The sequence below is a fragment of the Pseudomonas sp. BCA17 genome (assembly GCF_004519405.1).
In the GTDB taxonomy this organism is placed as follows: domain Bacteria; phylum Pseudomonadota; class Gammaproteobacteria; order Pseudomonadales; family Pseudomonadaceae; genus Aquipseudomonas.
This window is the reverse complement of record NZ_SGWI01000003.1, coordinates 67,413-93,408: the sequence shown is the minus strand read 5'-3', so window position 1 is coordinate 93,408 and position 25,996 is coordinate 67,413. Positions and strand designations below refer to the sequence as shown.

At 60.3% G+C, this 25,996-nt stretch carries 29 protein-coding genes; 17 read left to right on the top strand and 12 right to left on the bottom strand.

The annotated features are described in order from the left end of the window. The first annotated feature begins 120 nt into the window (after positions 1 to 120). The gene (gene hemF / locus EXW71_RS12960; protein WP_123716682.1) at positions 121 to 1,053 is read left to right on the top strand and encodes an oxygen-dependent coproporphyrinogen oxidase; all 933 of its coding nucleotides are present in this window, start codon (positions 121 to 123) and stop codon (positions 1,051 to 1,053) included. Then, complete coding sequence (gene aroE / locus EXW71_RS12955) at positions 1,053 to 1,871, top strand: shikimate dehydrogenase (protein ID WP_134661102.1); 819 nt, start codon at positions 1,053 to 1,055, stop codon at positions 1,869 to 1,871. Before hemF ends, aroE begins: the two co-directional genes overlap by 1 nt. Positions 1,872 to 1,924: 53 nt before the next feature. On the opposite strand, the gene EXW71_RS12950 is transcribed toward aroE, so the two are convergent. The 3 genes from EXW71_RS12950 to betC form a co-directional block, all read right to left on the bottom strand. Then, the gene (locus EXW71_RS12950) at positions 1,925 to 3,493 is read right to left on the bottom strand and encodes a SulP family inorganic anion transporter (RefSeq protein ID WP_134661101.1); all 1,569 of its coding nucleotides are present in this window, start codon (positions 3,491 to 3,493) and stop codon (positions 1,925 to 1,927) included. Between the two features lie 112 nt (positions 3,494 to 3,605). Continuing rightward, positions 3,606 to 4,520, bottom strand: coding sequence for a choline ABC transporter substrate-binding protein (choX, locus tag EXW71_RS12945; protein WP_134661100.1), 915 nt, complete (start codon positions 4,518 to 4,520; stop codon positions 3,606 to 3,608). Positions 4,521 to 4,537: 17 nt separating this feature from the next. Continuing rightward, a complete protein-coding gene (gene betC, locus EXW71_RS12940; protein WP_134661099.1) occupies positions 4,538 to 6,052 on the bottom strand; it encodes a choline-sulfatase in 1,515 nt (504 codons plus the stop codon). Between the two features lie 103 nt (positions 6,053 to 6,155). On the opposite strand from betC, the gene EXW71_RS12935 reads away from it, so the two are divergent. The 6 genes from EXW71_RS12935 to EXW71_RS12910 all read left to right on the top strand — a co-directional run bounded on the left by EXW71_RS12935 (position 6,156) and on the right by EXW71_RS12910 (position 11,938). Then, entirely contained in the window at positions 6,156 to 7,106 is a 951-nt protein-coding gene (locus EXW71_RS12935; protein WP_134661098.1) for a LysR family transcriptional regulator, read from the top strand. A 30-nt stretch (positions 7,107 to 7,136) separates the two neighbouring features. Continuing rightward, positions 7,137 to 7,463 (top strand): DOPA 4,5-dioxygenase family protein, encoded by a 327-nt coding sequence (locus EXW71_RS12930; protein ID WP_134661097.1) that lies wholly within the window; start codon positions 7,137 to 7,139, stop codon positions 7,461 to 7,463. 176 nt (positions 7,464 to 7,639) lie between these two features. Beyond that, positions 7,640 to 8,599, top strand: a complete 960-nt coding sequence (locus EXW71_RS12925; RefSeq protein ID WP_134661096.1) for a 2-dehydro-3-deoxygalactonokinase — start codon at positions 7,640 to 7,642, stop codon at positions 8,597 to 8,599. A gap of 1 nt (position 8,600) precedes the next feature. Continuing rightward, complete coding sequence (locus EXW71_RS12920; RefSeq protein ID WP_123716689.1) at positions 8,601 to 9,221, top strand: 2-dehydro-3-deoxy-6-phosphogalactonate aldolase; 621 nt, start codon at positions 8,601 to 8,603, stop codon at positions 9,219 to 9,221. Positions 9,222 to 9,269: 48 nt separating this feature from the next. Next, entirely contained in the window at positions 9,270 to 10,418 is a 1,149-nt protein-coding gene (dgoD, locus tag EXW71_RS12915) for a galactonate dehydratase (RefSeq protein WP_003170741.1), read from the top strand. 215 nt (positions 10,419 to 10,633) lie between these two features. Further along, positions 10,634 to 11,938, top strand: a complete 1,305-nt coding sequence (locus EXW71_RS12910) for an MFS transporter (protein WP_123716691.1) — start codon at positions 10,634 to 10,636, stop codon at positions 11,936 to 11,938. A 53-nt stretch (positions 11,939 to 11,991) separates the two neighbouring features. Here the strand turns inward: EXW71_RS12910 and EXW71_RS12905 are convergent, their stop codons facing one another. From EXW71_RS12905 to trpB, 3 genes are all read right to left on the bottom strand, one after another. Continuing rightward, positions 11,992 to 12,441 (bottom strand): anti-virulence regulator CigR family protein, encoded by a 450-nt coding sequence (locus tag EXW71_RS12905; RefSeq protein ID WP_123716692.1) that lies wholly within the window; start codon positions 12,439 to 12,441, stop codon positions 11,992 to 11,994. A gap of 138 nt (positions 12,442 to 12,579) precedes the next feature. Beyond that, positions 12,580 to 13,389: a tryptophan synthase subunit alpha gene (trpA, locus tag EXW71_RS12900; protein WP_134661095.1), complete on the bottom strand. Its 810-nt coding sequence runs from the start codon at positions 13,387 to 13,389 to the stop codon at positions 12,580 to 12,582. Then, complete coding sequence (gene trpB, locus EXW71_RS12895) at positions 13,389 to 14,630, bottom strand: tryptophan synthase subunit beta (protein WP_134661094.1); 1,242 nt, start codon at positions 14,628 to 14,630, stop codon at positions 13,389 to 13,391. Before trpB ends, trpA begins: the two co-directional genes overlap by 1 nt. Positions 14,631 to 14,741: 111 nt before the next feature. Between trpB and EXW71_RS12890 the strand changes: the two genes are divergently transcribed. Continuing rightward, positions 14,742 to 15,638, top strand: coding sequence for a LysR family transcriptional regulator (locus EXW71_RS12890; RefSeq protein WP_134661093.1), 897 nt, complete (start codon positions 14,742 to 14,744; stop codon positions 15,636 to 15,638). On the opposite strand, the gene EXW71_RS12885 is transcribed toward EXW71_RS12890, so the two are convergent. Further along, positions 15,635 to 15,961 carry a YqjD family protein gene (locus EXW71_RS12885; protein ID WP_003187304.1) on the bottom strand — a complete coding sequence of 109 codons (327 nt, stop codon included), beginning with the start codon at positions 15,959 to 15,961 and terminating at the stop codon, positions 15,635 to 15,637. The genes EXW71_RS12890 and EXW71_RS12885 overlap by 4 nt on opposite strands. 154 nt (positions 15,962 to 16,115) lie before the next feature. Between EXW71_RS12885 and EXW71_RS12880 the strand changes: the two genes are divergently transcribed. Beyond that, positions 16,116 to 16,331, top strand: a complete 216-nt coding sequence (locus EXW71_RS12880; RefSeq protein WP_134661092.1) for a dodecin — start codon at positions 16,116 to 16,118, stop codon at positions 16,329 to 16,331. Between the two features lie 115 nt (positions 16,332 to 16,446). Further along, positions 16,447 to 16,668 (top strand): DUF1161 domain-containing protein, encoded by a 222-nt coding sequence (locus EXW71_RS12875; protein ID WP_123716696.1) that lies wholly within the window; start codon positions 16,447 to 16,449, stop codon positions 16,666 to 16,668. Positions 16,669 to 16,729: 61 nt separating this feature from the next. Here EXW71_RS12875 and EXW71_RS12870 read toward each other — a convergent pair whose 3' ends face one another. After that, entirely contained in the window at positions 16,730 to 17,731 is a 1,002-nt protein-coding gene (locus tag EXW71_RS12870) for an LLM class flavin-dependent oxidoreductase (protein ID WP_123716697.1), read from the bottom strand. A 218-nt stretch (positions 17,732 to 17,949) separates the two neighbouring features. On the opposite strand from EXW71_RS12870, the gene EXW71_RS12865 reads away from it, so the two are divergent. Beyond that, on the top strand, positions 17,950 to 18,381 hold the full coding sequence (locus EXW71_RS12865; RefSeq protein WP_123716698.1) for an OsmC family protein: 432 nt from the start codon (positions 17,950 to 17,952) through the stop codon (positions 18,379 to 18,381). Between the two features lie 153 nt (positions 18,382 to 18,534). Continuing rightward, complete coding sequence (locus EXW71_RS12860; RefSeq protein ID WP_123716699.1) at positions 18,535 to 18,774, top strand: DUF1161 domain-containing protein; 240 nt, start codon at positions 18,535 to 18,537, stop codon at positions 18,772 to 18,774. Here the strand turns inward: EXW71_RS12860 and EXW71_RS12855 are convergent, their stop codons facing one another. Further along, positions 18,775 to 19,197 carry a hypothetical protein gene (locus tag EXW71_RS12855; protein ID WP_123716700.1) on the bottom strand — a complete coding sequence of 141 codons (423 nt, stop codon included), beginning with the start codon at positions 19,195 to 19,197 and terminating at the stop codon, positions 18,775 to 18,777. A 127-nt stretch (positions 19,198 to 19,324) separates the two neighbouring features. Between EXW71_RS12855 and EXW71_RS12850 the strand changes: the two genes are divergently transcribed. Next, positions 19,325 to 20,398 (top strand): aminopeptidase, encoded by a 1,074-nt coding sequence (locus EXW71_RS12850; protein ID WP_134661091.1) that lies wholly within the window; start codon positions 19,325 to 19,327, stop codon positions 20,396 to 20,398. A gap of 48 nt (positions 20,399 to 20,446) precedes the next feature. On the opposite strand, the gene EXW71_RS12845 is transcribed toward EXW71_RS12850, so the two are convergent. Continuing rightward, the gene (locus EXW71_RS12845) at positions 20,447 to 21,106 is read right to left on the bottom strand and encodes an HAD family hydrolase (protein ID WP_134661090.1); all 660 of its coding nucleotides are present in this window, start codon (positions 21,104 to 21,106) and stop codon (positions 20,447 to 20,449) included. Next, positions 21,103 to 21,645: a gamma carbonic anhydrase family protein gene (locus EXW71_RS12840; protein ID WP_123716703.1), complete on the bottom strand. Its 543-nt coding sequence runs from the start codon at positions 21,643 to 21,645 to the stop codon at positions 21,103 to 21,105. Before EXW71_RS12840 ends, EXW71_RS12845 begins: the two co-directional genes overlap by 4 nt. Positions 21,646 to 21,746: 101 nt before the next feature. On the opposite strand from EXW71_RS12840, the gene prlC reads away from it, so the two are divergent. Further along, positions 21,747 to 23,798 carry an oligopeptidase A gene (gene prlC / locus EXW71_RS12835; protein WP_134661089.1) on the top strand — a complete coding sequence of 684 codons (2,052 nt, stop codon included), beginning with the start codon at positions 21,747 to 21,749 and terminating at the stop codon, positions 23,796 to 23,798. Next, the gene (locus EXW71_RS12830) at positions 23,795 to 24,067 is read left to right on the top strand and encodes a YheV family putative zinc ribbon protein (protein ID WP_027608125.1); all 273 of its coding nucleotides are present in this window, start codon (positions 23,795 to 23,797) and stop codon (positions 24,065 to 24,067) included. The genes prlC and EXW71_RS12830 overlap by 4 nt, the downstream gene beginning before the upstream one ends. A 251-nt stretch (positions 24,068 to 24,318) precedes the next feature. Here the strand turns inward: EXW71_RS12830 and EXW71_RS12825 are convergent, their stop codons facing one another. Continuing rightward, on the bottom strand, positions 24,319 to 24,975 hold the full coding sequence (locus tag EXW71_RS12825; protein WP_123716705.1) for a dual specificity protein phosphatase family protein: 657 nt from the start codon (positions 24,973 to 24,975) through the stop codon (positions 24,319 to 24,321). Between the two features lie 266 nt (positions 24,976 to 25,241). Here EXW71_RS12825 and EXW71_RS12820 point away from each other — a divergent pair, with 266 nt between their 5' ends. Further along, complete coding sequence (locus tag EXW71_RS12820) at positions 25,242 to 25,994, top strand: gluconate 2-dehydrogenase subunit 3 family protein (RefSeq protein ID WP_134661088.1); 753 nt, start codon at positions 25,242 to 25,244, stop codon at positions 25,992 to 25,994. Positions 25,995 to 25,996: the final 2 nt, after the last annotated feature.

Genomic DNA, 25,996 nt, shown 5'->3' with positions numbered 1-25,996 from the left:
GGACTCCTAAGCTTGATCTTCGTCAACTGCGATGCACATGGGTGCGGTGTTATCCTGTGCGCCCATTTGCCGCCGACGCCCGATGGCCTCGCGTAGCTTTGCCCGATTCAAGGTGATGCCATGACTACTCGCACTGAGGCTGTTAAAGCCTACCTGCTCGACCTGCAAGACCGTATTTGCAGCGCCCTGGAAACCTTCGAGACGGACACTCGCTTTATCGAAGACGCCTGGACCCGGCCTGCCGGCGGCGGCGGTCGCACCCGCGTGATTGCAGATGGTTCGATCATTGAAAAAGGCGGCGTTAACTTTTCCCACGTGTTTGGCAGCGGCCTCCCACCTTCCGCCAGTGCCCATCGTCCTGAGCTGGCCGGACGCGGCTTTGAGGCGTTAGGCGTGTCGCTGGTCATCCATCCGCACAACCCCCACGTGCCGACGTCCCATGCCAATGTGCGCTTTTTCATCGCCGAAAAAGAAGGCGAAGAGCCGGTATGGTGGTTCGGTGGCGGCTTCGACCTCACGCCCTACTACGGCAACGAAGAAGACTGCATCCACTGGCACCGCGTGGCCGAGCAGGCCTGTGCGCCGTTCGGTCCGGATGTGTACTCGCGCTACAAAGCCTGGTGCGACACCTATTTCCATATCAAGCACCGCAACGAGCCGCGCGGTATCGGCGGCCTGTTCTTCGACGACTTGAACGAATGGGACTTCGACACCTGCTTCGCTTTTATCCGCGCCATCGGCGATGCCTACATCGACGCCTACCTGCCGATCGTGCAGCGCCGCAAGGCCACGCCCTATACCGAGCAACAGCGCGCGTTCCAGGAATTCCGCCGAGGCCGTTACGTTGAATTCAACCTCGTCTACGACCGTGGCACCTTGTTCGGCCTGCAGTCGGGTGGGCGTACCGAGTCGATCCTGATGTCGCTTCCGCCGCAAGTGCGCTGGAGCTACGACTGGAAGGCCGAAGCCGGCAGCGAAGAAGCGCGCCTCACCGATTACTTCCTGCAGGACCGCGACTGGCTGGGTGTGCTCGCACCCAAGGCGGCGGTCTGATGGATCGCTACGTCGTATTCGGTAACCCCATCGGCCACAGTAAGTCACCGTTGATCCACCGTATGTTTGCCGAGCAGACCGGCGAGACGCTGGATTACAGCACCTTGCTCGCGCCGCTGGAGGATTTCAGCGGCTGCGCCCGTGAGTTCTTTGTGCAGGGGCGTGGTGCCAATGTCACCGTGCCGTTCAAGGAAGAGGCCTACCGTTTGGCCAACTCCTTGACCGAGCGCGCCCAGCGCGCCGGCGCGGTGAACACCCTGAGCAAGCTGGCCGACGGCACCTTGCTGGGCGATAACACCGACGGCGCCGGCCTGGTGCGCGACCTGACGGTAAACGCCGGGTTGAACCTGAAGGGCAAACGCATCCTGCTACTGGGCGCTGGTGGCGCAGTCCGCGGTGCATTGGAACCTTTGCTGGCGGAACAGCCGGCCTCGCTGATCATCGCCAACCGCACCGTGGAAAAGGCTGAACTGCTCGCCGAGCTGTTCGACGACCTTGGCCCGGTATCCGCCAGCGGTTTCGACTGGCTGCGTGAGCCGGTGGACCTGATCATCAATGCCACGTCCGCGAGCCTTTCAGGCGATGTACCCCCGATTGCCGGAAGCCTGATCGAATCGGGCAAGACCTTTTGCTACGACATGATGTATGCCAAGGAGCCGACCGCGTTCTGTCGCTGGGCCACTGAGCAAGGCGCAGCTGTAGCGATGGATGGTCTGGGCATGCTGGTCGAGCAGGCGGCGGAAGCGTTTTTCCTGTGGCGCGGGGTGCGCCCGGATTCGGCACCGGTGCTCGCCGAACTGCGTCGCCAACTCAGCTGACTGCGTTCCAAGTGTGGTGGGGGGCGAGCCTCCTTCCACATTATTGGCTATGTTCAGTCTTCGAAGTGGATGGGGCACTTATCCGCCCCTTCCAACTTTTTCAACTCGTCCACAACCTGCGGTCGGGCCCGGCGCAAGATCAAGCTGCGCCCCAACCCGCGCAACCTGCGTGCCTCCTGGTGCAGCATCTCCACCCCGGAATAGTCGATAAAGTTGATCTGCTGCGCCTCAATCACCACTCGTTCGCTCGCAAGGCTTTGCAGGCGCACTTGCAGGTAATGGCTGGCGCCGAAGAAGATCGAGCCGCCTACCCGCAGCACATCGTCTTCGCCGTCACGCCACTGCTGGACACGCGGTTGCGAGGTGCGCTTGAGGTAGAAAAACAGCGACGCCAGCACCCCGGCATAAATCGCCGTTTGCAGTTCCAGCAGCAGCGTGGCGACGCAGGTCAGGCTCATCACCATGAATTCGGCACGGCTCACCCGGAACAACGCGCGAATGCCGCGATGGTCCACCAACCCCCAGCAAATCAGCAGAATGCTCGCTGCCATGCTCGGGATGGGGATGTGTGCAATCAACGCGGCGCCAAACAACGCGAACAGCGCCACCCACAGTGCGGAAAACACCCCCGCCAACGGCGAGCAGGCGCCGGCCTCATAGCTGAGCCCGGAGCGGGTAAAGGAACCGGCTGACAAGTACCCCGAGAAAAATCCGCCGACGATATTGGATAAGCCCTGTGCGCGGACTTCCTGGTTGGCGTCGAGTAATTGCTGCGAACGGGCCGATAGAGAGCGGGCAATCGACAGGCTGGTCACCAGCCCCAGCATGCCCACCGCCACGGCACTGGGCAGCAGGCGCAGAAGCATATCCAGGTCCATTGGCAGCGGGCTGAATGGAGGCAGCTTGCCGACAAACGAGCTGACCAGCGCCACCTGCCCGAACATCGCCGGCGACAGCCAGGCGACCAGGCTGCCGAGGGCCAGGGCGATCAACAGCGTTGGACAGCGGGGCACCCAGTATTTGAGCAACGCGCCCACCAACAAGGTGCCCAGCCCGAGGACGAGTGAAGCTGGGTCCCACTCGCGGCTATGGTCGATCAGCGCCAGCAGGCTATTGATGGCCGTTGCCTGGCTCGGCACATCCAGGCCCAGCAGATTGGGCAGTTGGCCCAGGGCAATCACCACGGCGGCACCCAGGGTGAAGCCGAGCACCACCGAATGGGAGACGAAATTCACCAGCGCTCCGAAGCGCAGCATGCCCAGCAGCCACTGGAAAACGCCGGCCAGGAATGTCAGCAGGAGGATCAAGGTAATGTAGTCCTGCGACCCCGGCACGGCCAAAGGGCTGATGCTGGCGTACAACACGATGGAAATCGCCGCTGTCGGGCCGCAGATCAGGTGCCAGGAGCAGCCCCAGAGGCAGGCGATCAGTACCGGGATGATTGCCGCATACAGGCCGTATTCGGGTGGGAGGCCGGCGATCAGCGCGTAGGCAATGGATTGTGGCAGCGCGAGTACTGCGCCGCTGAGGCCGACGACTGCATCTCGACCGACACTGGCGCGGGTTTGGCGCGGGAGCCAGGCGAGAAAAGGCAAAAGTGTGTGGCGGTTGGGCCGAAGCATCGCAGACTCGGTCAGAAGGTTTGGCTCAGAGTATCAGTACGCATCGGCGACTGTGGGAGGGAGCGAGTCGAATCGGCGCACCGCCCCTCCCACATTCAGCTGGCGAGTGTCTTTAGAGTTTGGCTTTTACAGCGGCCAGAGCATCCTTGCCATCCACTGTCTTTACGCCATCCAACCACTTATCCAACACCGCCGGGTTCGCCTTGATCCACGCCTTCGCCGCATCGGCATTGCTGACCTTGTTGTTGGTGACGTCGGCCATGATGCTGTTCTCCATCTCCTGGGTGAAACTCAGGTTGACCAACAGCTTCCCGACATTCGGGCAGGCTTGCGCGTAACCCTTGCGGGTCAAGGTATACACGCTGCCGGTGTCACCAAAATATTTCTCGCCGCCTTTGAGGTAATGCATTTTCAATTGCACATTCATCGGGTGTGGCGTCCAGCCGAGGAAAGTCACGAATTTCTGTTTCTTGACCGAGCGTGAAACCTCCGCGAGCATCGCTTGTTCGCTGGATTCGATCAGCTTCCACTGGCCGAGATCAAAATCGTTTTTCTTGATGATCTCCTGCAGCGAGATATTCGCCGGCGCGCCGGAACTGATGCCGTAGATCTTCTTGTCGAACTTATCGGCAAACTTGTTCAGGTCGGCAAAGTCATGCACGCCAGCGTCCCACACATAGTCCGGCACAGCGAGGGTGAACTCGGTGCCGTCGAGGTTCTTCGCCAGTTGCACCACGTCGCCATTGGCCACGAACTTGTCATAGAAGCCCTGCTGCGCCGGCATCCAGTTGCCCAGAAACACATCCACCTGGCCATCCCTGAGCCCGCCAAAGGTGATCGGCACCGCCAGCGTGTCTACTTTGTGTTTGTAGCCCAGGCCCGTCAGCAGAAAACCGGCGATGGCGTTGGTGGCGGCGATATCGCTCCAGCCTGGATCAGCCATTTTCACCGTTTCACAACTGCTGTCTGCGTACACATTGGCGCTGGCGAGCGCCAGGATCCCCAGTACTACCGTTAGCTTTTGCATGGCCTTCCCTCTGTTATTTATTGGTTTTGGCAGGGTTGTGGATAACGTGCCTTGCGCTCCAGGTCGTCGAGGTCGATATGGTTGCGCATGTATTGCTGACTGGCGTCTACCAGTGGCTGGTGATCCCAGCTCTTCAGCTTGCCCTGGGTCAGCGCCTCAAATACCAGGCGACGGCGGCGTTGGCTGGCGAGCACCTGCTGGTGGATCGCCGGGATGTCCCATTTGGCCCGCGCCTCATTCAAGAAGGCTGCAAACAGCGCCCGATGTTGCGGCGACTGGCTGAGGTCTTCCTGCTCCCGTGGGTCGTTGTGTACATCGAACAGCAGGCAAGGGTCGTCTTCGCTGTAGATAAATTTGTAGGCGCCACGACGAATCATCATCAGCGGGCTGATGGTGCCTTCGGCCATGTATTCGCCGAACACTTCGTCGTGCCCACCCTGCCCTTGCAAGTGCGGGACCAGTGAACGGCCGTCCAGCGGCAGACGCGGGTCCAGCTCGCCGCCGGCCAGTTCCACCAGGGTCGGCAGCAGGTCGGCGGTGGACACGGCGTGGCTCACGCGGCCCGCAGCGAATTGCCCCGGTGCACAGACCAGAAGTGGTACGCGGGCGGCCATTTCAAACCAGTGCATTTTGTACCAGAGGCCGCGCTCGCCGAGCATGTCGCCGTGGTCGCCGGAAAAGATGATGATCGTATCCTCGGCCAGACCGGTGTCTTCCAGAGTTTGCAAGAGCTTGCCGACGTTGCTGTCGATATAGCTGCAGGCACCGAAATAAGCACGGCGTGCATCGCGGATCTTATCCACAGGCAGCGGCTTTTCCCACAGGTCATAGACTTTGAGCAGGCGCTGGGAGTGCGGGTCCAGATCGGCCTGGGGCGGTGTTGTCGGCAAGGGGATTTCGCTGTCGTCGTACAGCTCCCAGAACGGCTTGGGAATGGTGTACGGGTCGTGCGGATGAGTCATCGACACCGTCAGGCAGAACGGCTGATCGCCGTCTTCACGGATATGGTCGAACAGGTATTGCTGAGCCTTGAACACGACCTCTTCGTCGAAGTCCAGCTGGTTGGTGCGCACACATGGGCCGGCTTGCAGCACCGAGGACATGTTGTGGTACCAGCTGGGACGCACGTGCGGCTCATCCCAGTTCACGGCCCAGCCGTAATCGGCGGGGTAGATGTCGCTGGTCAGTCGCTCTTCGTAGCCGTGTAGTTGGTCGGGGCCACAGAAATGCATTTTGCCCGACAGGGCGGTGCGATAGCCGAGGCGGCGCAGGTAGTGGGCATAAGTCGGTACATCGGCGGGGAAATCCGCAGCGTTGTCGTAGGCGCCGATCTTGCTCGGCAATTGGCCGCTGACCAGAGTGAAACGCGACGGTGCGCACAGCGGGCTGTTGCAGTAGGCGGCGTCGAACACTACGCCCTGTGCGGCGAGGCGACTCAGGTTCGGCAGTTTGATTGGGGACGGTGCGTAGAACGGCAGCATTGGCGCGGCCATTTGATCGGCCATGATAAAAAGAATGTTCTTGCGCTTCATGGGGCTTCGGCATTCCATAGGCAGTGTTTATGCGAATGAGCATGCGGCCCATGAAAAATTGGGTAAAGCCCATGAAATACAATGTCTAGGATAAGTACAGCTTATGTATGAAGCCCTCGGTGATTTATCCCTCGACCTGTTGCGCGTGTTCGAGGCGGCGGCGCGCCATCGCAGCTTTACCGCCGCCGCCATGGAGTTAGGCACCACCCAGCCGGCTATCAGCCAGCAGATCAAGCGGCTCGAAGAACAGTTGTCGATTCGCCTGTTTGATCGCATCTACCGTGGCATTGAGCTGACCGATGCGGGAGCCCTGCTGTTCGAGCACGCCCAGGGCGGCTTGCAGGCCATCAACCAAGGCCTGAGCGCGATCACCCGGCAGGGTCAGCATGAAGTGCTGCAAGTGGCCACCGACTTCGCGTTTGCCGCTTACTGGCTGATGCCGCGTTTGCACCGCTTCCACCAGGCCAACCCGCAGGTCGATGTCAGCCTGGTCACCAGCGAGCGCAACCACGCCACGTTGCGCAGCGATATCGACGTGGCGGTGCTGTTCGGCGACGGTCGTTTCAAGCAGGGCGACAGCCTGTGGTTATTCAACGAGGAGGTCTTCCCGGTATGTAGCCCACAGTGGCTCAAGGAGCAGACCACGTCGCTGACCCTGGCAAATTTGCAGGACTTTCCCCTGCTGCACCTGCGCCAGGAGAACACCAGCCAGTGGTTCGACTGGAGCGGTGTGTTTCGCGAGTTGGGCATCACCGCTGCACCGACACCCGGCCAGTTGCGTTTCGATAACTACACACTGTTGATCCAGGCCGCGATTGCCGGCCAGGGGGTGGCCATCGGCTGGCGCCACCTGGTGGATAACCTGTTGCAGCAGAACTGGCTTTGCCGGCCGATCAGCGACACGGTTATCTCGCGCTTCGGTTATTACGTCGTGCAGCCCCAGCGCAAGCGCCGGGGGCAGTTGGTCGAGCGCTTTGTCGATTGGTTGCTGGCGGAACAGGCCAGCAGCGCGCAGTCCCTGACCGGGCTGGCCCTGCCTTCGATTGCGGTCTAGGATCGGTTCACAATGGACACGGATTTCACCATGCAACGTATCAAGGGCTATCACGCCCATATCTATTTCGACGCCAGTACGATCGACCAGGCGCGCACCTTATGCGAAGACGCAGCCAAGCTGTTCCCGTTAAGCATGGGCCGTGTGCACGAACGGCCTGTGGGCCCGCACCCTGACTGGAGCTGCCAACTGGCGTTCGAGCCGGAGTATATCGGCGTGGTATTGCCGTGGTTGGCGCTGCACCGCGAAGGGCTGGTGGTGTTCCTGCACCCCGAAACCGGCGATGACCTGAAGGATCACACCGACTACGCGATCTGGATGGGTGCGATGCGCGAGCTGGATTTGTCGGCTTTTTAGCCTTCCTCATCAGATAACTCTTACTTCCCTCCGCCGTAAAAAACCGAAGGTGAGGCAAGATTTACTTCGCTATATCTCATTATATGGGATTGATATTTATATATTGAGATATGCGCAAGCATAGGTTTATATTCGCCCATCAGCTTTTTCGGCACCCACTCATTTCAGGTGAAGCGATGCAGGCGCAATTGATCGCGCTCGATTGGGGAACCAGCTCCCTTCGTGCTTATAAACTCGGCCCCGCAGGCGTGGTGCTGGACCAGCGTTCGCTGGCGTGGGGCATCATGCATTTGCCCACCGAGCCCAGGGATATCGCGGGTGTACGTTGCAGCGATGGTTTCGAGTTGGCGTTCGATGCGGCGTGCGGTGACTGGCTCGATGCCCAGCTCAACCTGCCAGTGATCGCTTGCGGCATGGTCGGTAGCGCCCAGGGCTGGAGCGAGGCGGCCTATCGCAATACACCCGTTGACGTCGCCAGCCTCGGCAAGGCATTGCATCGCGTACGCAGCATGCGGGGAACCGATGTGTATCTCGTGCCCGGTGTGATCGAGCAGGTCGGCCTGCCCAATGTGATGCGTGGCGAAGAAACCCAAGTGCTGGGCGTGCTGCAAGGGCTTGGCGCCGATGTGTTGATCGGCCTGCCCGGCAGCCATTCCAAATGGGTCGAGGTGGCCGAGGGTTGCATCACCCACTTCGATACCTTCATGACGGGTGAGCTGTTCGCGGTGTTGAGCAAACACAGCCTCCTCGGGCGTACCCAGAAAATAACCGAAGAGTTCCAGGCCGAAGCATTTGATCGTGGCGTGCAGGTGGCGCTCTCGGAAGACGGTCGGCGCGGCGTGCTGTCGACGTTGTTCAGTGCGCGCACGCTTGGGCTCACGGGCGAGTTGGCGGGCGACCAGCAGCCTGACTACCTGTCCGGCTTGCTCATTGGTCATGAGCTCGCGGGCTTGCCGGCCGGCGCCAGACACAAGCCCATCATCCTGGTCGGCGCTGCCGCCCTCTGCGCCCGTTACCAACGCGCCCTCGCCCTGTGCGGCTTCGACCACGTGAGCCTGGCGCAGGAAGCCACCGAGCGTGGTCTGTGGCAATTGGCGGTGGCTGCCGGGCTCACTCAACCTGCATTGGAGACCTGACATGCTCAAGCAAGCGCTGGCACACAACGGTTTGATCGCAATCCTGCGTGGTGTACGACCGGACGAAGTCCTGGCGATCGGCCAGGTGCTGTACGAGGCGGGCTTGCGTGTCATCGAAGTCCCGTTGAACTCGCCGGACCCGTACACCAGCATCCGCACGCTACGCGACGGCCTGCCCGCCGATTGCCTGATCGGCGCGGGTACGGTGTTGACCCCGGAACAGGTCGAGCAGGTCAAAGCCGCCGGTGGTCAGGTAATCGTCATGCCTCACAGCGATCCTAAGGTGTTGCGCGCAGCGAAAGCGGCGGGCCTTTTCCTGTCGCCCGGGGTGGCCACGCCGACCGAAGCATTTGCCGCCCTGGCTGAAGGCGCCGACGTCTTGAAGCTGTTTCCAGCCGAGCAAATCGGCCCGTCGGTAATCAAGGCGTGGCTGGCGGTATTGCCGACGGGCACGTTGCTGCTGCCGGTAGGCGGCATTACCCCGGACAACATGCAGGTGTTCATCGATGCTGGCGCCAAGGGGTTCGGGCTGGGTTCCGGGTTGTTCAAGCCGGGTATGACGGTGGATCAGGTTGCGAGCCGTGCCCAGGCGTATGTCGCCGCTTGGAACACCCTGAGCTGACTTCAAGTTCCGCGCCCACGGGCGCTGCATCTATAAGAGAGATAACAGATGAAAATCACCAAACTGACCACCTTCATCGTCCCGCCGCGCTGGTGCTTCCTCAAGGTTGAAACCGATCAGGGCGTAACCGGCTGGGGTGAACCTGTGGTCGAAGGGCGCGCCCACACCGTGGCGGCTGCCGTCGAAGAGTTGTCCGACTACCTGATCGGCAAAGACCCACGCAATATCGAAGACATCTGGACTGTGCTCTATCGCGGCGGTTTCTACCGTGGCGGCGCGGTGCACATGAGTGCCCTCGCCGGTATCGACCAGGCGCTGTGGGACATCAAGGGCAAGGCCCTCGGCGTGTCTGTCAGTGACCTGCTCGGTGGCCAGGTGCGTGACAAGATCCGCGTGTATTCGTGGATCGGCGGCGACCGTCCGGCCGATACCGCCCGTGCCGCCAAAGAGGCCGTGGCCCGTGGCTTTACGGCGGTGAAGATGAACGGCACCGAGGAGTTGCAGTTCGTCGACAGCTTCGAAAAAGTCGACCTGGCCTTGGCCAACGTCGCCGCTGTACGGGATGCGGTCGGCCCTAACGTCGGCATCGGCGTCGACTTCCATGGTCGCGTGCACAAGCCCATGGCCAAGGTGCTGATGAAGGAGCTGGACCCGTACAAACTGATGTTTATCGAAGAGCCGGTGCTCAGTGAAAACTACGAAGCGCTCAAGGAACTGGCGCCCCTGACCAGCACCCCGATTGCCCTCGGCGAGCGGCTGTTCTCGCGGTGGGACTTCAAGCGCGTGCTCAGCGAAGGCTACGTCGACATCATCCAGCCGGATGCGTCCCACGCCGGAGGCATCACCGAAACCCGCAAGATCGCCAACATGGCCGAAGCTTACGACGTGGCCCTCGCCCTGCACTGCCCGCTGGGCCCGATTGCCCTGGCGGCGTGCCTGCAACTGGATGCTGTGTGCTACAACGCGTTTATCCAGGAGCAGAGCCTGGGTATTCACTACAACGAGAGCAATGACTTGCTCGACTACGTGCGCGATCCGGGCGTGTTCGACTATGACCAAGGCTTCGTCAAGATCCCCAACGGCCCAGGCCTGGGCATCGAGATCAACGAGGAATATGTGATCGAGCGCGCGGCCATCGGCCATCGCTGGCGCAATCCGATCTGGCGCCATGCCGACGGCAGCTTTGCCGAGTGGTGATCCCCCCTGAAAGAGCGCGAAAAAAAATGTGGGGGGGAGCAAGCCTAATGCCAGTCAGTTAAGCGTAAGTGCCGGCTGTAGGAGCGAGCTTGCTCGCTCCTACAAAAAGCCTTAACTGCCTGGCATTAAGGGAGCAAATCCCTCCCACATTTTGATTCGGTTTCTTCAGTCAGATTTTCCACGGACCTCAATAAACATAAGAAGAGGCACCCCCCATGCAACCTGAATCCTTCACTGGGCAGGCGTCTTTAGTCACGCCGAGCAGAAAGCGTTTCTTCATCATGCTGTTGTTGTTCATCACCGTGGTGATCAACTACCTCGACCGTAGCAACCTGTCGATTGCCGCGCCGGCGCTGACCAGTGAGCTGGGCATCGACCCTGTGCATGTCGGGCTGATCTTCTCCGCCTTCGGCTGGACCTACGCCGCCATGCAGATTCCCGGAGGTTGGCTGGTGGACCGAGTGCCGCCGCGCATTCTCTATACGGCTGCATTGTTGTTGTGGTCCGTCGCCACCGTAATGCTGGGTTTTGCTGCCAGCTTTATCGCGCTGTTTGTGTTGCGCATGGCGGTGGGTGCGCTGGAAGCGCCGGCTTATCCGATCAACAGCCGCGTAGTCACCACGTGGTTTCCCGAGCGCGAGCGCGCTACCGCCATCGGCGTCTACACCTCCGGGCAATTTGTCGGGCTGGCGTTTCTCACGCCGGTATTGGCCTGGCTGCAGCACGCATTCGGCTGGCACATGGTGTTTGTCGTCACGGGCGGCGTGGGCATTGTATGGGCGTTGATCTGGTATGCGGTGTACCGCGAACCGAAGGAATTCAAGGGCGCTAATGCTGCTGAAATCGAATTGATCCGCGAGGGCGGCGGCCTGGTGGACATGCAGGCGAAAACCGTCAAGGCGCCATTCAGTTGGGTCGACCTGGGCATCGTGCTGAGCAAGCGCAAACTCTGGGGTATTTACCTGGGGCAGTTCTGCCTGAACTCCACGCTGTGGTTCTTCCTGACATGGTTCCCGACCTACCTGGTGAAATATCGCGGTATGGACTTCATCAAATCCGGCTTGCTTGCGTCGCTGCCCTTCCTGGCGGCGTTTATCGGCGTGCTGTGCTCGGGGATTTTTTCCGACTGGCTGATTCGTCGCGGTGCGTCGGTGGGCCTTGCGCGCAAGCTGCCGATCATCGGCGGGTTGCTGATTTCCACGGCGATCATCGGCGCCAACTATGTGGAATCGACGGCATGGGTGATTACGTTCCTGGCCGTGGCGTTTTTCGGCAATGGCTTGGCTTCCATTACGTGGTCGCTGGTGTCGACGCTGGCACCGGCGCGTTTGCTGGGGCTGACAGGGGGCGTGTTCAATTTCATCGGTAACTTGTCGGCGATTGCCACACCGATAGTGATTGGCTTTCTGGCGAGCGGCGATTCGTTTGCGCCGGCGATCACCTACATCGCTGTGCTGGCGTTGCTTGGGGCTCTGTCCTACGTGCTACTGGTGGGCAAAGTCGAACGCATAGAGATTTAGGCTACACCCTGTGGCGAGAGAGCAAGCCCTCTCGCCACACCGGCATTCCGGCTCTAGTACAGCGCGCCATCCAGGATCTGATAGACGATGCTGGTGCCGATGGCGATCAATACGATATCGCCACCGGAGCGACGCCATTCATACCCGGGGTATTGCGGCAGATGGGCCAGGGCTCGCCCGTCCAGGCGTTCGCCGTAGTAGTTGCGCGGCAGCGGCTGGCCACGCACCAGGCGCACGCCGGGAGGCGGTGGTGGGCCACGGCGGAAATCGTTGTGGTTGTCACGGATCACCTGGCGTACCGGGCCGAAATCTTCCGGTGGGCCACCCCGGTGGTTGGATGGCGGGCCACGGTGGTCGTCGCCGCGTTGTTCGTGCTGACCTTGCGGGCCACCTCGGTCTGGGCCGGGGCCGCCACGCTCATCGTAGGGCGCGGCCTGCGCCAGGGCACTCGCGCCGAGCATCAGCGCGCCGAGACCAGCGATCCAGCGTTTAGGCATTTTCATGGGGGCTTTCCTCAGTACTGCACGAACAAAAAAGGGATTTCGAACCGGGTTCGAAATCCCTTGGTCTTGTCAGTTTAGGTACTGATTCGTGCGTATGATTCCTCTGTATCAGGAACTTTACCTATCGCTACACCGCCTTTACGTACGGGCGGCGCGAACACCTTCCGACAGCGCCGCGCACAGGCTCAATACGCCATCAATCGCCTGTTGATCATTTTTGGCAGTGGCGATGTGATCGATCAGTGCCGAACCCACCACTACACCGTCCGCCAGGCGGGCGATGGCCGCTGCCTGTTCCGGCGTGCGGATACCGAAGCCAATGCTGATCGGCAGGTCGGTGTGCCGACGCAGGCGGGACACGGCCTCCTCGACGTGTTCCAGGGTGGCCGCGCCAGCACCGGTCACACCCGCTACCGACACGTAGTACACAAAGCCGGAGCTCCCGTTGAGCACGGTCGGCAGGCGCACATCGTCGGTGGTCGGCGTGGTCAGGCGGATAAAGTCGATACCGGCAGCCTGGGCCGGGTCGCACAGCTCGGCGTTATGCTCTGGTGGCATGTCGACCACGATCAGGCCGTCGACACCGGCTGCCTTGGCGTCGCTGATGAACTGCGGCACGCCGTATTTGTGGATCGGGTTGAAGTAACCCATCAGCACCAGCGGGGTGTCGTTGTTGTCTTGGCGGAACTCGCGAACCATTTGCAGGGTTTTCGCCAGGTTCTGCTTGGCGGTGAGCGCGCGAATGTTCGCCAGTTGAATGGCCGGGCCGTCGGCCATCGGGTCGGTGAAGGGCATGCCCAGTTCTATCACGTCGGCACCGGCGGCGGGCAAGCCCTTGAGGATCGCCAGCGAAGTGTCATAGCCCGGATCGCCGGCGGTGACGAAGGTCACCAGGGCGGCGCGGTTTTGTTCCTTCAGGTGCGCAAAGCGGGTTTGCAGGCGGCTCATCAGTGTTTCTCCTGCTGGGCATGCTCTTGTTGAGAAAGGTCCAGGTGGTGCATCACGGTTTGCATGTCTTTGTCGCCACGGCCTGAAAGGTTGACCACCATCAGGTGATCTTTGGGCAGCGTCGGTGCGCGTTTGAACACTTCGGCCAGGGCGTGGGCGCTTTCCAGGGCGGGAATAATCCCTTCCAGGCGGCAGCACTTGTGGAAGGCATCCAAGGCCTCGTCGTCGGTGACCGAGGTGTATTGGACGCGGCCGATATCGTGCAACCATGCGTGTTCAGGGCCGATGCCGGGGTAGTCGAGGCCGGCGGAAATCGAGTGGGCGTCGATGATCTGACCGTCGTCATCCTGCAGCAGGAAGGTACGGTTGCCATGCAGCACGCCCGGTACGCCACCGTTGAGGCTGGCAGCGTGCTTGCCGGTTTCGATGCCGTGCCCGGCCGCTTCAACGCCGATGATCTCCACGCTCTTGTCGTCCAGGAACGGGTGGAACAGGCCCATGGCATTCGAGCCGCCGCCGATGCACGCCACCAGGCTGTCCGGCAGGCGGCCTTCCTGGGCTTGCAACTGGTCGCGGGTTTCCTTGCCGATCACGGCCTGGAAGTCGCGCACCATCGCGGGGTATGGGTGCGGGCCGGCCACGGTGCCGATCAGGTAGAAGGTGCTGTCGACGTTGGTTACCCAATCACGCAGGGCTTCGTTCATCGCATCCTTGAGGGTGCCGGTGCCGGCGACCACGGGGATCACTTCGGCGCCCAGCAGCTTCATGCGGAACACGTTGGCCTGTTGGCGCTCGATGTCGGTGGTGCCCATGTAGATCACGCACTGCAGGCCGAAACGCGCCGCCACGGTGGCGGTAGCCACGCCGTGCATGCCCGCGCCGGTCTCGGCAATGATGCGTTTTTTACCCATGCGCCGTGCCAGCAGGATCTGGCCGATGCAGTTGTTGATCTTGTGCGCGCCGGTGTGGTTCAGCTCTTCGCGCTTGAGGTAGATCTTGGCGCCGCCGCAGAACTCGGTCAGGCGCTCGGCAAAGTACAGCGGGCTCGGGCGCCCGACATAGTCGCGCTGGAAGTAGGCCAATTCCTCTTTGAAAGCCGGATCTTCTTTGGCCGCTTCGTATTCACGGGCCAGGTCGAGGATCAACGGCATCAAGGTTTCAGCGACGTAACGGCCGCCGAACGCGCCGAACAGGCCGTTGGCGTCTGGGCCGTTGCGTAGATCGGTCTGGGACTGAGTCATGGGACGCTCCAGGAAAAAATGCGTGTAGAAAACAATGAGGGCCACTCTACCCCCTCACGCGCCACGCTGAAAACCGATAAGATTGCCGCAACCTGTCAGGAAAACTCACAGATGAGTCGAGACCTTCCGCCCCTCAATGCCCTGCGTGCATTTGAAGCCACAGCCCGCCTCAATAGCGTCAGCCTGGCTGCTGAACAGCTACACGTGACGCATGGCGCGGTCAGCCGTCAGCTGAAAGTGCTGGAAGAACACCTGGGCGTCAGTCTTTTCAGCAAGGAAGGCAGAGGCCTTAAACTCACAGATGCAGGCCTGCGGTTGCGCGACGCCAGCGCCGAGGCGTTCGAGCGATTGCGGGATGTGTGCGCAGAACTCACCCAGGGCGGCGCGGATGCACCCTTTGTGCTCGGCTTGTCGGGGAGTTTGCTGGCGCGTTGGTTCATCCCGCGTCTAGGCCGTTTGAACGCCGACCTGCCGGATTTGCGGCTGCACCTGTCGGCGGACGAAGGCGACCTTGACCCGCGTCGTCCGGGGCTGGATGCGCTGCTGGTCTTCGCCGAACCACCGTGGCCGGCGGATATGCAAGTGTACGAGTTGGTCAGTGAGCGTATCGGGCCGGTCATGAGCCCACGTTTCGCGGATTTCGAGCACCTGCGCGAGGCTCCGCCGCAAGCCTTGTGCGGCCAGCCGCTGTTGCATACCACCTCACGCCCGCAAGCCTGGCCCAGTTGGGCGCGGCAACACGGCATCGAGCCCGGCACGTTGAAGCACGGCCAGGGTTTTGAGCATTTGTATTATTTGCTGGAAGCGGCGGTAGCGGGACTTGGCGTGGCGATAGCCCCTGAACCGCTGGTCGCGGAGGACCTGCGTGCAGGACGCCTGGTAGCGCCGTGGGGTTTCAGTGAAACCCCGGCGCACCTGGCGTTGTGGCTACCCAAGCGCGCCGCAGATGGGCGCGCCCGGCAACTGGCGCAATGGCTCAAGGCTGAGCTGGCGCGCCAGCCTGTTTAATCACCGCGTTTGCAGAGCAGGTAAGCGGCCAGCAAGCCCAATGCGCCAACGGCGACACCGGCTGTGGTCCACGGGTGTTCTTGTGCGTAGTCCCGGGTCGCGGCACTGGTTTCGCGGATTTTGACTTTACTTTCTTCGTAGGCGTCGCTGATCAGGTGGCGGGAGTGCTTGAGAGCATTCTCGGCATTGCTTTTCAGGGCCTTCAGGGTTTTGCGCGACTCATCGGAAGCATCGTCCTTGAGGCTCTCAAGGGACTTGAGCAGGCTCGAAATCTCGGCTTCCATGCTTTCCAGCGATGCTTTGCGTAAAGAAGTGTTGGCCATTTGGACTCTCCTGAAGTGATTGAGTGACGTGTGTAGATACCGACTCCTGGGTTTTCAGAAAGTGCAGTAAATATGAACTTTAGGGTAGGAACGGTCGCCAGAAGCAGTACGAACATTCACTGCTACGCTGATTAAAGCCCTCAGGAGAAACGCTATGTCTGATCACCACACCTACAAGAAAGTCGAACTGGTCGGTTCCTCGACCACCAGCATCGAAGACGCCATCAAAAATGCCCTGGCCGAGGCCAACAAGAGCATCAAGCACTTGGAATGGTTTGAAGTGACTGAAACCCGTGGTCACATCAAGGACGGCAAGGCCGCGCACTTCCAGGTCACGCTCAAGGTGGGGTTCCGAATTGCCAGTAGTTGACCTCGCCGGTTGAACTTGCTGACTGGCCGATTGCCATAACCTGCGCTACAACCTTAGGGTGCCGATGCAACGCGCGTCGGCACGTTCTTTTCGATCAGCGCAAGGAAAGTAACGGATGAAGAAGTTCCTGTTAGCGGTAGGCTTGTTGAGCATTGCGGGTACAGCAATGGCAGCGAAAGACTGCGGAGAGCTGAAAAGCGAGATCGCGGCGAAAATCGATGCCAAAGGTGGATCGCACTACTCCCTGGAGATCGTGGATAAAGGTGCTTCAGCCGATGGCAAAGTAGTTGGCACCTGCGGCGGCGGTACCAAGGAAATCGTCTACAAACGCGGTTGATACCGTGTACCAGACATAAAAAACCGACGCGAGTGCGTCGGTTTTTTTTCGCCTGGAGGGTTTAGCCCTTCATCAACTGCGCCAACAACTCGTAGGAATGAATTCGATCGGCGTGTTCGTACAGGTCGCAGGTAAAGATCAGCTCATCGGCACCGGTTTGCTCGATCAACACCTCAAGCTTGGCGCGGATCTTCGCCGGGCTGCCGACCATGGCCAGGCCGAGAAAGCTGCCAACTGCCTCTTTCTCATGGGGCAACCACAGACCGTCCATGGTTTTTACCGGTGGGCGCTGTACCAGGCTCTGCCCGCGCATCAGCGCGAGAATGCGCTGGTACACCGATGTGGCCAGGTAATCGGCCTGTTCGTCGGTATCGGCAGCCACCAGAGGAATGCCGAGCATCACGTAGGGCTTATCCAATACGGCTGAAGGCTTAAAGTGGTTGCGGTATACGCGAATCGCCTCATGCATCAGGCGCGGTGCGAAGTGGGAAGCGAATGCGTAGGGTAAACCGCGCTCCCCCGCGAGCTGCGCGCTGAACAGGCTGGAGCCCAGCAGCCACACCGGTACGTTGGTGCCGGTGCCCGGGACGGCGATCACCCGCTGGTCTGGCGTGCGTGGGCCGAGGTAGGCCATCAGTTCAGCCACGTCTTCCGGGAAGTCGTCGGCGCTGCCGGAGCGTTCCCGACGCAGGGCGCGGGCGGTCATCTGGTCGGAACCGGGAGCGCGACCCAGGCCCAGGTCGATACGGCCGGGGTAGAGGCTTTCCAGGGTGCCGAACTGTTCGGCGATCACCAGTGGCGCGTGGTTGGGCAGCATTACGCCGCCAGAGCCGACGCGGATGGTCGAGGTGCCGCCCGCCAGATAGCCCAGCAGCACCGAGGTGGCCGAGCTGGCGATGCCATCCATGTTGTGGTGCTCAGCCACCCAGAAACGGTTGTAGCCGAACTTTTCCACGTGCTGGGCCAAGTCCAGGGAATTGCGCAGTGACTGCGCCGGGCTGCCGTTGGCCCTTACGGGTACGAGGTCGAGGGTCGAAAATTTCACGTCGGACAGCGATTTCATAAGCCAGCTTCTCCATTGGGTGCGCAGGCTTAATAGACGAACCAAAACCTGCCGCTTCATGTGCATCTTCCTGCAATGAGGGCATATACCCGAGATTCAATAGATGATCGTAAAATTTCCTACCGGAGCACTAGGTTTTTCCGACAAAGTGAACTTTGCAAAAGCTTCTATCCTCAGAACGCCTACTGACGCAAAAACCACCGTTCGAGGAGATAGCTATGAGTATCAAGAAAAAAGCATCGGCTCATTGGGAAGGTGATCTGAAGACAGGTCTGGGGTCCATCTCGACCGAAACCGGCGTACTACGCGAAGCGCCCTATGGCTTCAAGGCACGTTTCGAAGGCGGCAAAGGCACCAACCCTGAGGAACTGATTGGTGCTGCTCATGCCGGCTGTTTCTCCATGGCGTTTTCCATGATTCTTGGCGACGCCGGCCTCAAGGCTGACAGCATCGACACCCAGGCGGAAGTGACCCTGGACCAGGTGGAGGGTGGTTTTGCGATTACCGCCGTGCATTTGATTTTGAAAGCCAAGATCCCGGGCGCCAGCCAGGCGCAATTCGATGAGTTGAGCAAGAAGGCCAAGGAAGGTTGCCCGGTGTCCAAGGTGCTGAACGCAACCATCAGCCTGGATGCGACGCTCGTTAACTAACGCGGCCAATCCAATGTGGGAAGGCCCAAGTCGCACCGCCCTTCCCACATTTGTTCTGCGTCAAAATCAGAACTCGTATTTCCCGGATGTGGTCATATAGGCTATGCAGCCTTAGGCGCACACCCGTGCGCAGGCATTCAGGGAGCTTCACACATGAAACGTTTTGCCTTGGCGATCATTTGCGGTGCGTTGGCCACTTCGGTTGTGGCCGCGCCAAAAGATTGTGAAGAGCTCAGGAAAGAGATCGAAGTGAAGATCCAGGCCAAGGCGATTCCGTCCTACACCTTGGAAATCATCACCGCTGAAGAAGCCAAGAATCATGACATTGCCATGATTGTCGGCTCCTGCGAAAACGGCACCAAGCGCATCATCTATCAAAAAAACAACGACTGATCACAGGCAGTTGACGCTGCGCTCTTCAGCCAGCAATTGGCGGGCGGCGTTATATAAACGGATATTCGGCGTGTAGGCCAACGAGCGCCCCTCCAGGCGATAGCGTTGGCCGGCTTCGAAGTGATCGTATTGCAGGGTAATGAAACAGGTACGGTCAGTTGTCTGCCCAAGCCCGCCGAAGCTGCCACCCGTGGGTACCTCAAAATCAAACCGCACCATCAGCTCATGGCTGCCGGGCGGCACTTGGAAAAAACGCCCGTCGTTGAGGTTCTTGCCATCCAGGCGCTGGGCCATGACCAGCTTGGCGCCCGGCGTTGGCGTGGCGAAATCGATCCAGGCCTGATGCGGGTCGGCAGGTGGAACCGGGGTTGAAGCGCAGGCGCTGAGAAACAAGACAGTGATGCAAAGCAAAAGCTGGCGCATGGAGGGCACTCCGGCGGTAGGAAAGCGTAGGACAGGCTCTGCTATCAGTATAAACACGCGGCGCCATGGAAAAATTCTGCGCAGGCAGGCTAGTCTGGCGGGCAATTTACCCAGGAGTCATCGGGGCATGGTCAGGCGTTTTCTTCCAGGGTTGATGGTTGTGCTGCTCAGCGGCTGTTCCAGCGTGAGTTATTACAGCCAATTGGCCAGCGGCCAGTGGCAACTATTGCGGGCCAGGGAGCCGGTTTCCGAGGTTATCGCAGACCCTTCTCGCTCTCAGGTGCTCCGAGATCACTTGATGCAAGCGCAGAAGGCGCGGACCTTTGCCAGCGAGCACTTGCACCTGCCGGACAACCGGAGTTACAGGCTGTACGCCGACATTGGTCGGCCTTACGTGGTCTGGAACGTTTTCGCCACGCCGGAATTTTCTCTCTCGCCCGAAACCCATTGCTTCCCTATCGCCGGTTGCGTGGCTTATCGCGGGTATTACAACCAAGGCGCGGCGCGAGGCGAAGCGGCGTTGTTGCAGCAACGTGGCATGGATGTGTCGATTGGCGGTGTCGAAGCCTATTCCACCCTGGGTTGGTTCAACGACCCGATCATGAGTTCGATGATGAACTGGGGCGATGAGCGCCTGGCCACGCTGATCTTTCATGAGCTGGCACACCAGCGCTTTTATGTGAAGGACGACACCGAGTTCAATGAGTCCTACGCCAACTTCGTTGAGCAGGAAGGCACCCGCCAATGGCGGACAGCACGCGGCCTGGCGCCACTGGGTGATGCGGCGCTGCAGCAACGCGATCAATTTATCCGGCTGATTCTCGACACCCGCAAGCGCCTGGAAAAACTCTACGCGCAGCCATTGGCGACGGATGTGATGCGCCAGGCCAAAGCATCGGAGTTCGAACGCCTGCGCAGTGAGTACCGGCGGATGCGCGACAGCCAATGGGGCGGCGATAAGCGGTATGACGCGTGGATCAACCAGCCGATGAACAATGCACGGTTGTTGCCGTTCGGGTTATATGACCAGTGGGTGCCGGCGTTTGCGGCGTTGTTCAGGCAGGAAGGTGGCGATTGGGTGAGGTTCTTCGCGGCGGTGGAAAAGCTGGGTGGGTTGCCGGCGGAGCAGCGCAAAGCGGCACTGAAGCAGTTGGAAGCAGGTGGGCGTCAGGGCTTCATCGGGAGCAAGCCCCACATTTGACCGTATACGCCAATCAATTGTGGAAGGGGCTTGCCTCCAATGGCTTCCTCAGGGGCGCTGCATAAACGCCTGATGCATCTGATCCACGGTTTCAAAGTGCCAAGTCGGAGCCTCGGCATTCAATTCATCAAAACTGCCGAATCCGTAACCGACCGCCGCCGAATCCAAGCCATTGCTGCGGGCGCCGATCAGGTCATGCTTGCGATCCCCGATCATCAGGGTGGTGGCCGGGTCCAGTCCCTCTTCGCGCATCAAGTGAGCGATCAGCTCCACCTTGTTGGTGCGCGTACCGTCCAGCTCGCTGCCATAGATCACCTTGAAGTGCCTGGCAAAGTCGAAATGCCGCGCGATCTCGCGGGCAAATACCCACGGCTTGGAGGTCGCCACATATAACTGGCGACCTTGGGCGTTCAGCTCTTCGAGCAAAGGCATTACGCCGTCGAAGACGCGGTTTTCATACAGCCCGGTGACCTTGAACCGCTCGCGGTAGAAGTTCACCGCTTCCCACGCCTTGGCTTCATCGAAACTGTAGTACTGCATGAACGCCTGCAGCAGCGGCGGGCCGATGAAATGTTCCAGCTTGGTCAGGTCCGGCTCATCAATGCCGAGTTTGCCGAGGGCGTACTGGATCGAGCGGGTGATGCCCTCGCGTGGGTCGGTCAGGGTGCCATCCAGGTCGAACAGTACGGTGGGGTAATGCAAGGTCATTGATCGAATCCTTCGGCCAGGTGCAGGTCTTTGAGCTTCACGTAGTTCGCGGCGCTGTAGGTGAAAAAAGCGCGCTCCTTGTCAGTCAGCGCCCGGACTTGTTTAACCGGGCTGCCCACATACAAAAAGCCGCTGTCGAGTTTCTTGCCTGGCGGCACCAGGCTGCCGGCACCGATGATCACGTCATCCTCGACCACGGCACCGTCCATGACGATGCTGCCCATGCCGATCAACACCCGGTTGCCCACGCTGCAGCCGTGCAGCATGACTTTATGGGCGACAGTCACGTCATCGCCGATCAGCAGCGGGAAACCCTCCGGGTTGAAGGGGCCGGCGTGGGTGATGTGCAACACGCAGCCGTCCTGCACGCTGGTGCGCGCACCGATACGGATGCGGTGCATGTCGCCGCGAATCACGGTCAGTGGCCACACCGAGCTGTCGGCGCCAATTTCGACATCGCCGATCACCACCGCCGAAATATCGACGAACGCCCCGGCGCCCAGGGTTGGCGTGTGGTTCTGATAGCTGCGAAGGGTCACGATAGCCTCTCTCTCTTTTGCTGATAGCTGCGGTGGGCATTGATTGTAATTAAGATGGCCCCATCTTTGTCTTATCCGTTTCTTCAGCCAAGGTGCCAACCGTGAGCGCGAACAACCCACTTCTGCAGTCCTACGACCTGCCGCCGTTCTCGGCGATCCGTGCCGAGCATGTGCAACCGGCCATCGAACAGATCCTCGCCGACAACCGTGTCGCCATCGAAGGCATCCTGCAAAGCCAAGGTAAAAATCCGACATGGGCCGGGCTGGTCCTGGCGATGGATGAACTGAACGACCGCCTGGGCGCCGCCTGGAGCCCGGTCAGCCACCTCAATGCCGTATGCAACAGCGCCGAACTGCGCGAAGCCTACGAGGCGTGTTTGCCTGCGTTGAGCGCCTACTCCACCGAAATGGGCCAGAACCGTGCCTTGTTCCAGGCCTTCGAAGCCCTGGCCAACAGCCCGGAAGCCGCCGGCTTCGATGTGGCGCAAAAAACTATCTTGGAACACTCCCTGCGCGACTTCCGCCTGTCGGGTATCGATTTGCCGCCTGAGCAGCAGAAGCGTTATGCCGAAGTGCAGAGCAAGCTGTCGGAGCTGGGCAGCAAATTCTCCAACCAGTTGCTGGACGCCACTCAAGCCTGGACCAAACATATTACCGATGAAGCCAGGCTTGCCGGCCTGACCGACTCGGCCAAGGCGCAAATGGCCGCCGCCGCCCAGGCCAAGGGCCTCGACGGCTGGTTGATTACGCTGGAGTTCCCAAGCTACTACGCGGTGATGACCTACGCGCAGGATCGCGCTCTGCGTGAAGAAGTCTACGCGGCCTATTGCACCCGTGCGTCGGACCAAGGCCCGAATGCCGGTCAGAACGATAACGGGCCGGTGATGGAGCAGATCCTCGATCTGCGCCAGGAGCTTGCTCAACTGTTGGGCTACGCGTCTTTCTCCGAACTGAGCCTGGCCACCAAGATGGCCGAGTCCAGTGACCAGGTGCTGAGCTTTCTGCGTGACCTGGCCAAGCGCAGCAGGCCGTTTGCCGCCCAGGACCTGCAACAGCTCAAGGCTTACGCCGCCGAACAAGGCTGCGCCGACCTGCAAAGCTGGGACAGCGGGTTCTACGGTGAAAAACTGCGTGAGCAGCGCTACAGCGTGTCCCAGGAAGCCCTGCGCGCCTACTTCCCGATCGACAAAGTGTTGGGCGGGTTGTTCGCCATTGTGCAGCGCCTGTACGGCATCGAGATCGCCGAGCAGAAAGGCTTCGACGCCTGGCATCCGGACGTGCGCCTGTTTGAAATCAAGGAAAACGGCCAGCACGTCGGCCGCTTCTTCTTTGACCTGTACGCCCGCGCCAACAAGCGTGGCGGCGCCTGGATGGACGGCGCCCGCGACCGCCGCCGCACGATTGACGGCGTGCTGCAGAGCCCGGTGGCCAACCTGGTGTGCAACTTCACCCCGGCCGACAGCGGCAAGCCTGCGCTGCTGACCCACGATGAAGTGACCACCCTGTTCCATGAGTTCGGCCACGGCCTGCATCACCTGCTGACCCGCGTTGAACATGCGGGCGTGTCCGGCATCAACGGCGTGGCCTGGGATGCGGTGGAGTTGCCGAGCCAGTTCATGGAGAACTGGTGTTGGGAGCCGGAAGGCCTGGCGTTGATCTCCGGCCACTATGAAACCGGCGAGCCGCTGCCTCAGGACCTGTTGGAGAAAATGCTCGCGGCGAAGAACTTCCAGTCGGGCCTGATGATGGTGCGCCAGTTGGAGTTCTCGCTGTTCGACTTCGAACTGCACGCCACCCATGGCGATGGCCGTACGGTCGCGCAGGTGCTGGAAGGCGTGCGTGATGAGGTTTCGGTGATGCGCCCGCCGGCCTATAACCGTTTCCCCAACAGCTTCGCGCATATCTTTGCGGGCGGTTACGCGGCGGGTTATTACAGCTACAAGTGGGCCGAAGTGCTGTCGGCGGATGCCTTCTCCAAATTCGAAGAAGACGGCGTACTCAATCCGCAGACCGGCCGTGCCTTCCGCGAGGCCATTCTGGCCCGTGGCGGCTCGCAGGAGCCGATGGTGCTGTTCGTCGATTTCCGCGGACGTGCGCCGTCGATTGACGCACTCTTGCGCCACAGCGGCCTGAGTGAGGACGCGGCAGAATGAGCGAAGGGCCTGTGATTACCAAAAAGCAATTCATCGCCGGGGCGGTCTGCCCGGCGTGCAGCGAGCCGGACAAGTTGAAGATGTGGACCGAGGACAGCGTGCCACACCGTGAATGCGTGGCCTGCGGGTATACCGATACGCTGAATGATCAAGGGCTGTCGGTGCCCAAGGAGTTGGGCACGCGGGTGAATACATCGGCGTTGAAAGCACCGGACCCGAAAGTACAGGCGGTGCAGTTTTTTCCGAATCCGAAGCTGAAAAAAGACTGAAAAAAAGCGGGGCACTGGGTGCCAAATGCCAGTCAGTTAAGGAGGAGCATAGTCACTGTGGCGAGGGAGCTTGCTCCCGCTGGGTCGCGAAGCGGCCCCAGCTTTGGGCTTGAAAAGACTGGGCCTGCTCCGCAGTCCAACGGGAGCAAGCTCCCTCGCCACAGGTTACTGGTTGTCCGCTCTATCGCTTAACTGACTGGCATTAGGCACTGGGTGCCCCGCTTTTTCTTCAGCTACTCAGATGCTGTTCGTTACAGTTGTTTCTCGTCTTTTCCCGAAGTGGTTACCCAACTTTTCATCGAGCACAGGGCAAAGGCACTGGTGCTGCAATCGCCATTTGCCAAGGCGGTGCGCAATTTGTCGATATCGGCCTTCATCATGTAGCGAACGCCGTCCTTGAGGCCATTACTGGTACCGAAGCCGCCCTGGGTCATTTCGTTCAGCGCATCTTCCTTGCTCCACCCCTGTACCACCACACGATACATCGCTGCCATCAGGCCGGTGCGGTCAGTGCCGTGTTTGCAATGCATCAACACCGGGCCGTTTGCCTGGGCCTCCTGAATGGCACGCAAGGCCGCGAGGACATCGGAGTCGTCGACATGGTTGGTGCGATAAGACAGCTGAACCTGTTTGATATCCGTCGATTTCAACCAACTGGCGTCCGTTTCCGGCAGAAAGTTGATCACCGTGCCAATCTTGAGTTTTTCCAGCACCGGCAGCGCACTGCTGTCCGGCAACGCGCTGCGATAAAGCGTGGGCGTCATCTGGTGCAGATTGAATTGGTCGCCCACAGGCTGGGCCCATTCCGGCGAGCGGGTCGAAGCCACATCCTCGGCTTGAGCGTGAACGGTTGCGAACAGTGCCATGAACGCCAGGCCGAGGGCGGGAAGCAATCGAGTCTTGGACATGCGCTTTGTAACCGAATAGGGAAATGGCTGATGGGCCACAGATTCGTCTACGGACGGTCAACAAGGCGTGAGGTCCTCGTCAAAGAATTGTGAACAGGCGGCACTGATCTGCTGTTTTTTGCAGCAGAACTGACTCTTCCAAATCCTTAGGCTGCTATCATTTGTAACTATTGGTTGCCAAGGTGTCGCATGCCTTGGAAGTCCATGCCTTCACGTTGCTCCCAGAAGCGGCGGATAAACCCGTGACCACATGATGAGGTGCTCCCATGTCTGATCAAGATCAAGACAACCCGCGGCGCGACTTTTTGCGCAAATCCTTGACCTTGATCCCGGTGGTCACGGTTGCCAGCACTGGCCTTGGCGGTTCGATGCTGATGGCCACGCCTGAGCCCGCCCAAGCCGCGCCGGCCAAAGCACCTGCGAGCGATAAAGCCTACGAGCCGAGTTATTTCACCGCTGAAGAATGGGCGTTTATCAACGCTGCCGCCGCGCGTTTGATCCCCGCCGATGCCCAAGGCCCTGGCGCATTGGAAGCGGGTGCACCGGAATATATCGACCGCCAGATGAACACACCGTACGCCAGTGGCGCGCTGTGGTTCATGCAGGGTCCGTTCAATGCCGACGCAGCCCCCGAAATGGGCTGGCAGAGTAAATTGGTGCCCAAGGAGATCTATCGCCTGGGCATTGCCGCGACGGATGCATGGTCGAAAGCATTCAACGGTAAAGTTTTTGCTGGGCAAGACAGCGCTACCCAGGATGACATGCTGCGTCGTCTGGAGGCGGGCGGTAGTGAAGTGAGCGCCCATTTTGAAGCGGTGCCGGCGAAGATGTTCTTCAACCTGCTGCTACAAAACACCAAAGAAGGCTTTTTTTGCGACCCGATCCACGGTGGCAACAAAGGCATGGTCGGCTGGACCATGATTGGCTTTCCCGGCGCCCGCGCCGATTTCATGGATTGGGTGGAACGCAACGAGCAATACCCCTTCCCGGCTGTTTCCATCCGCGGCGAGAGGGCATAAAC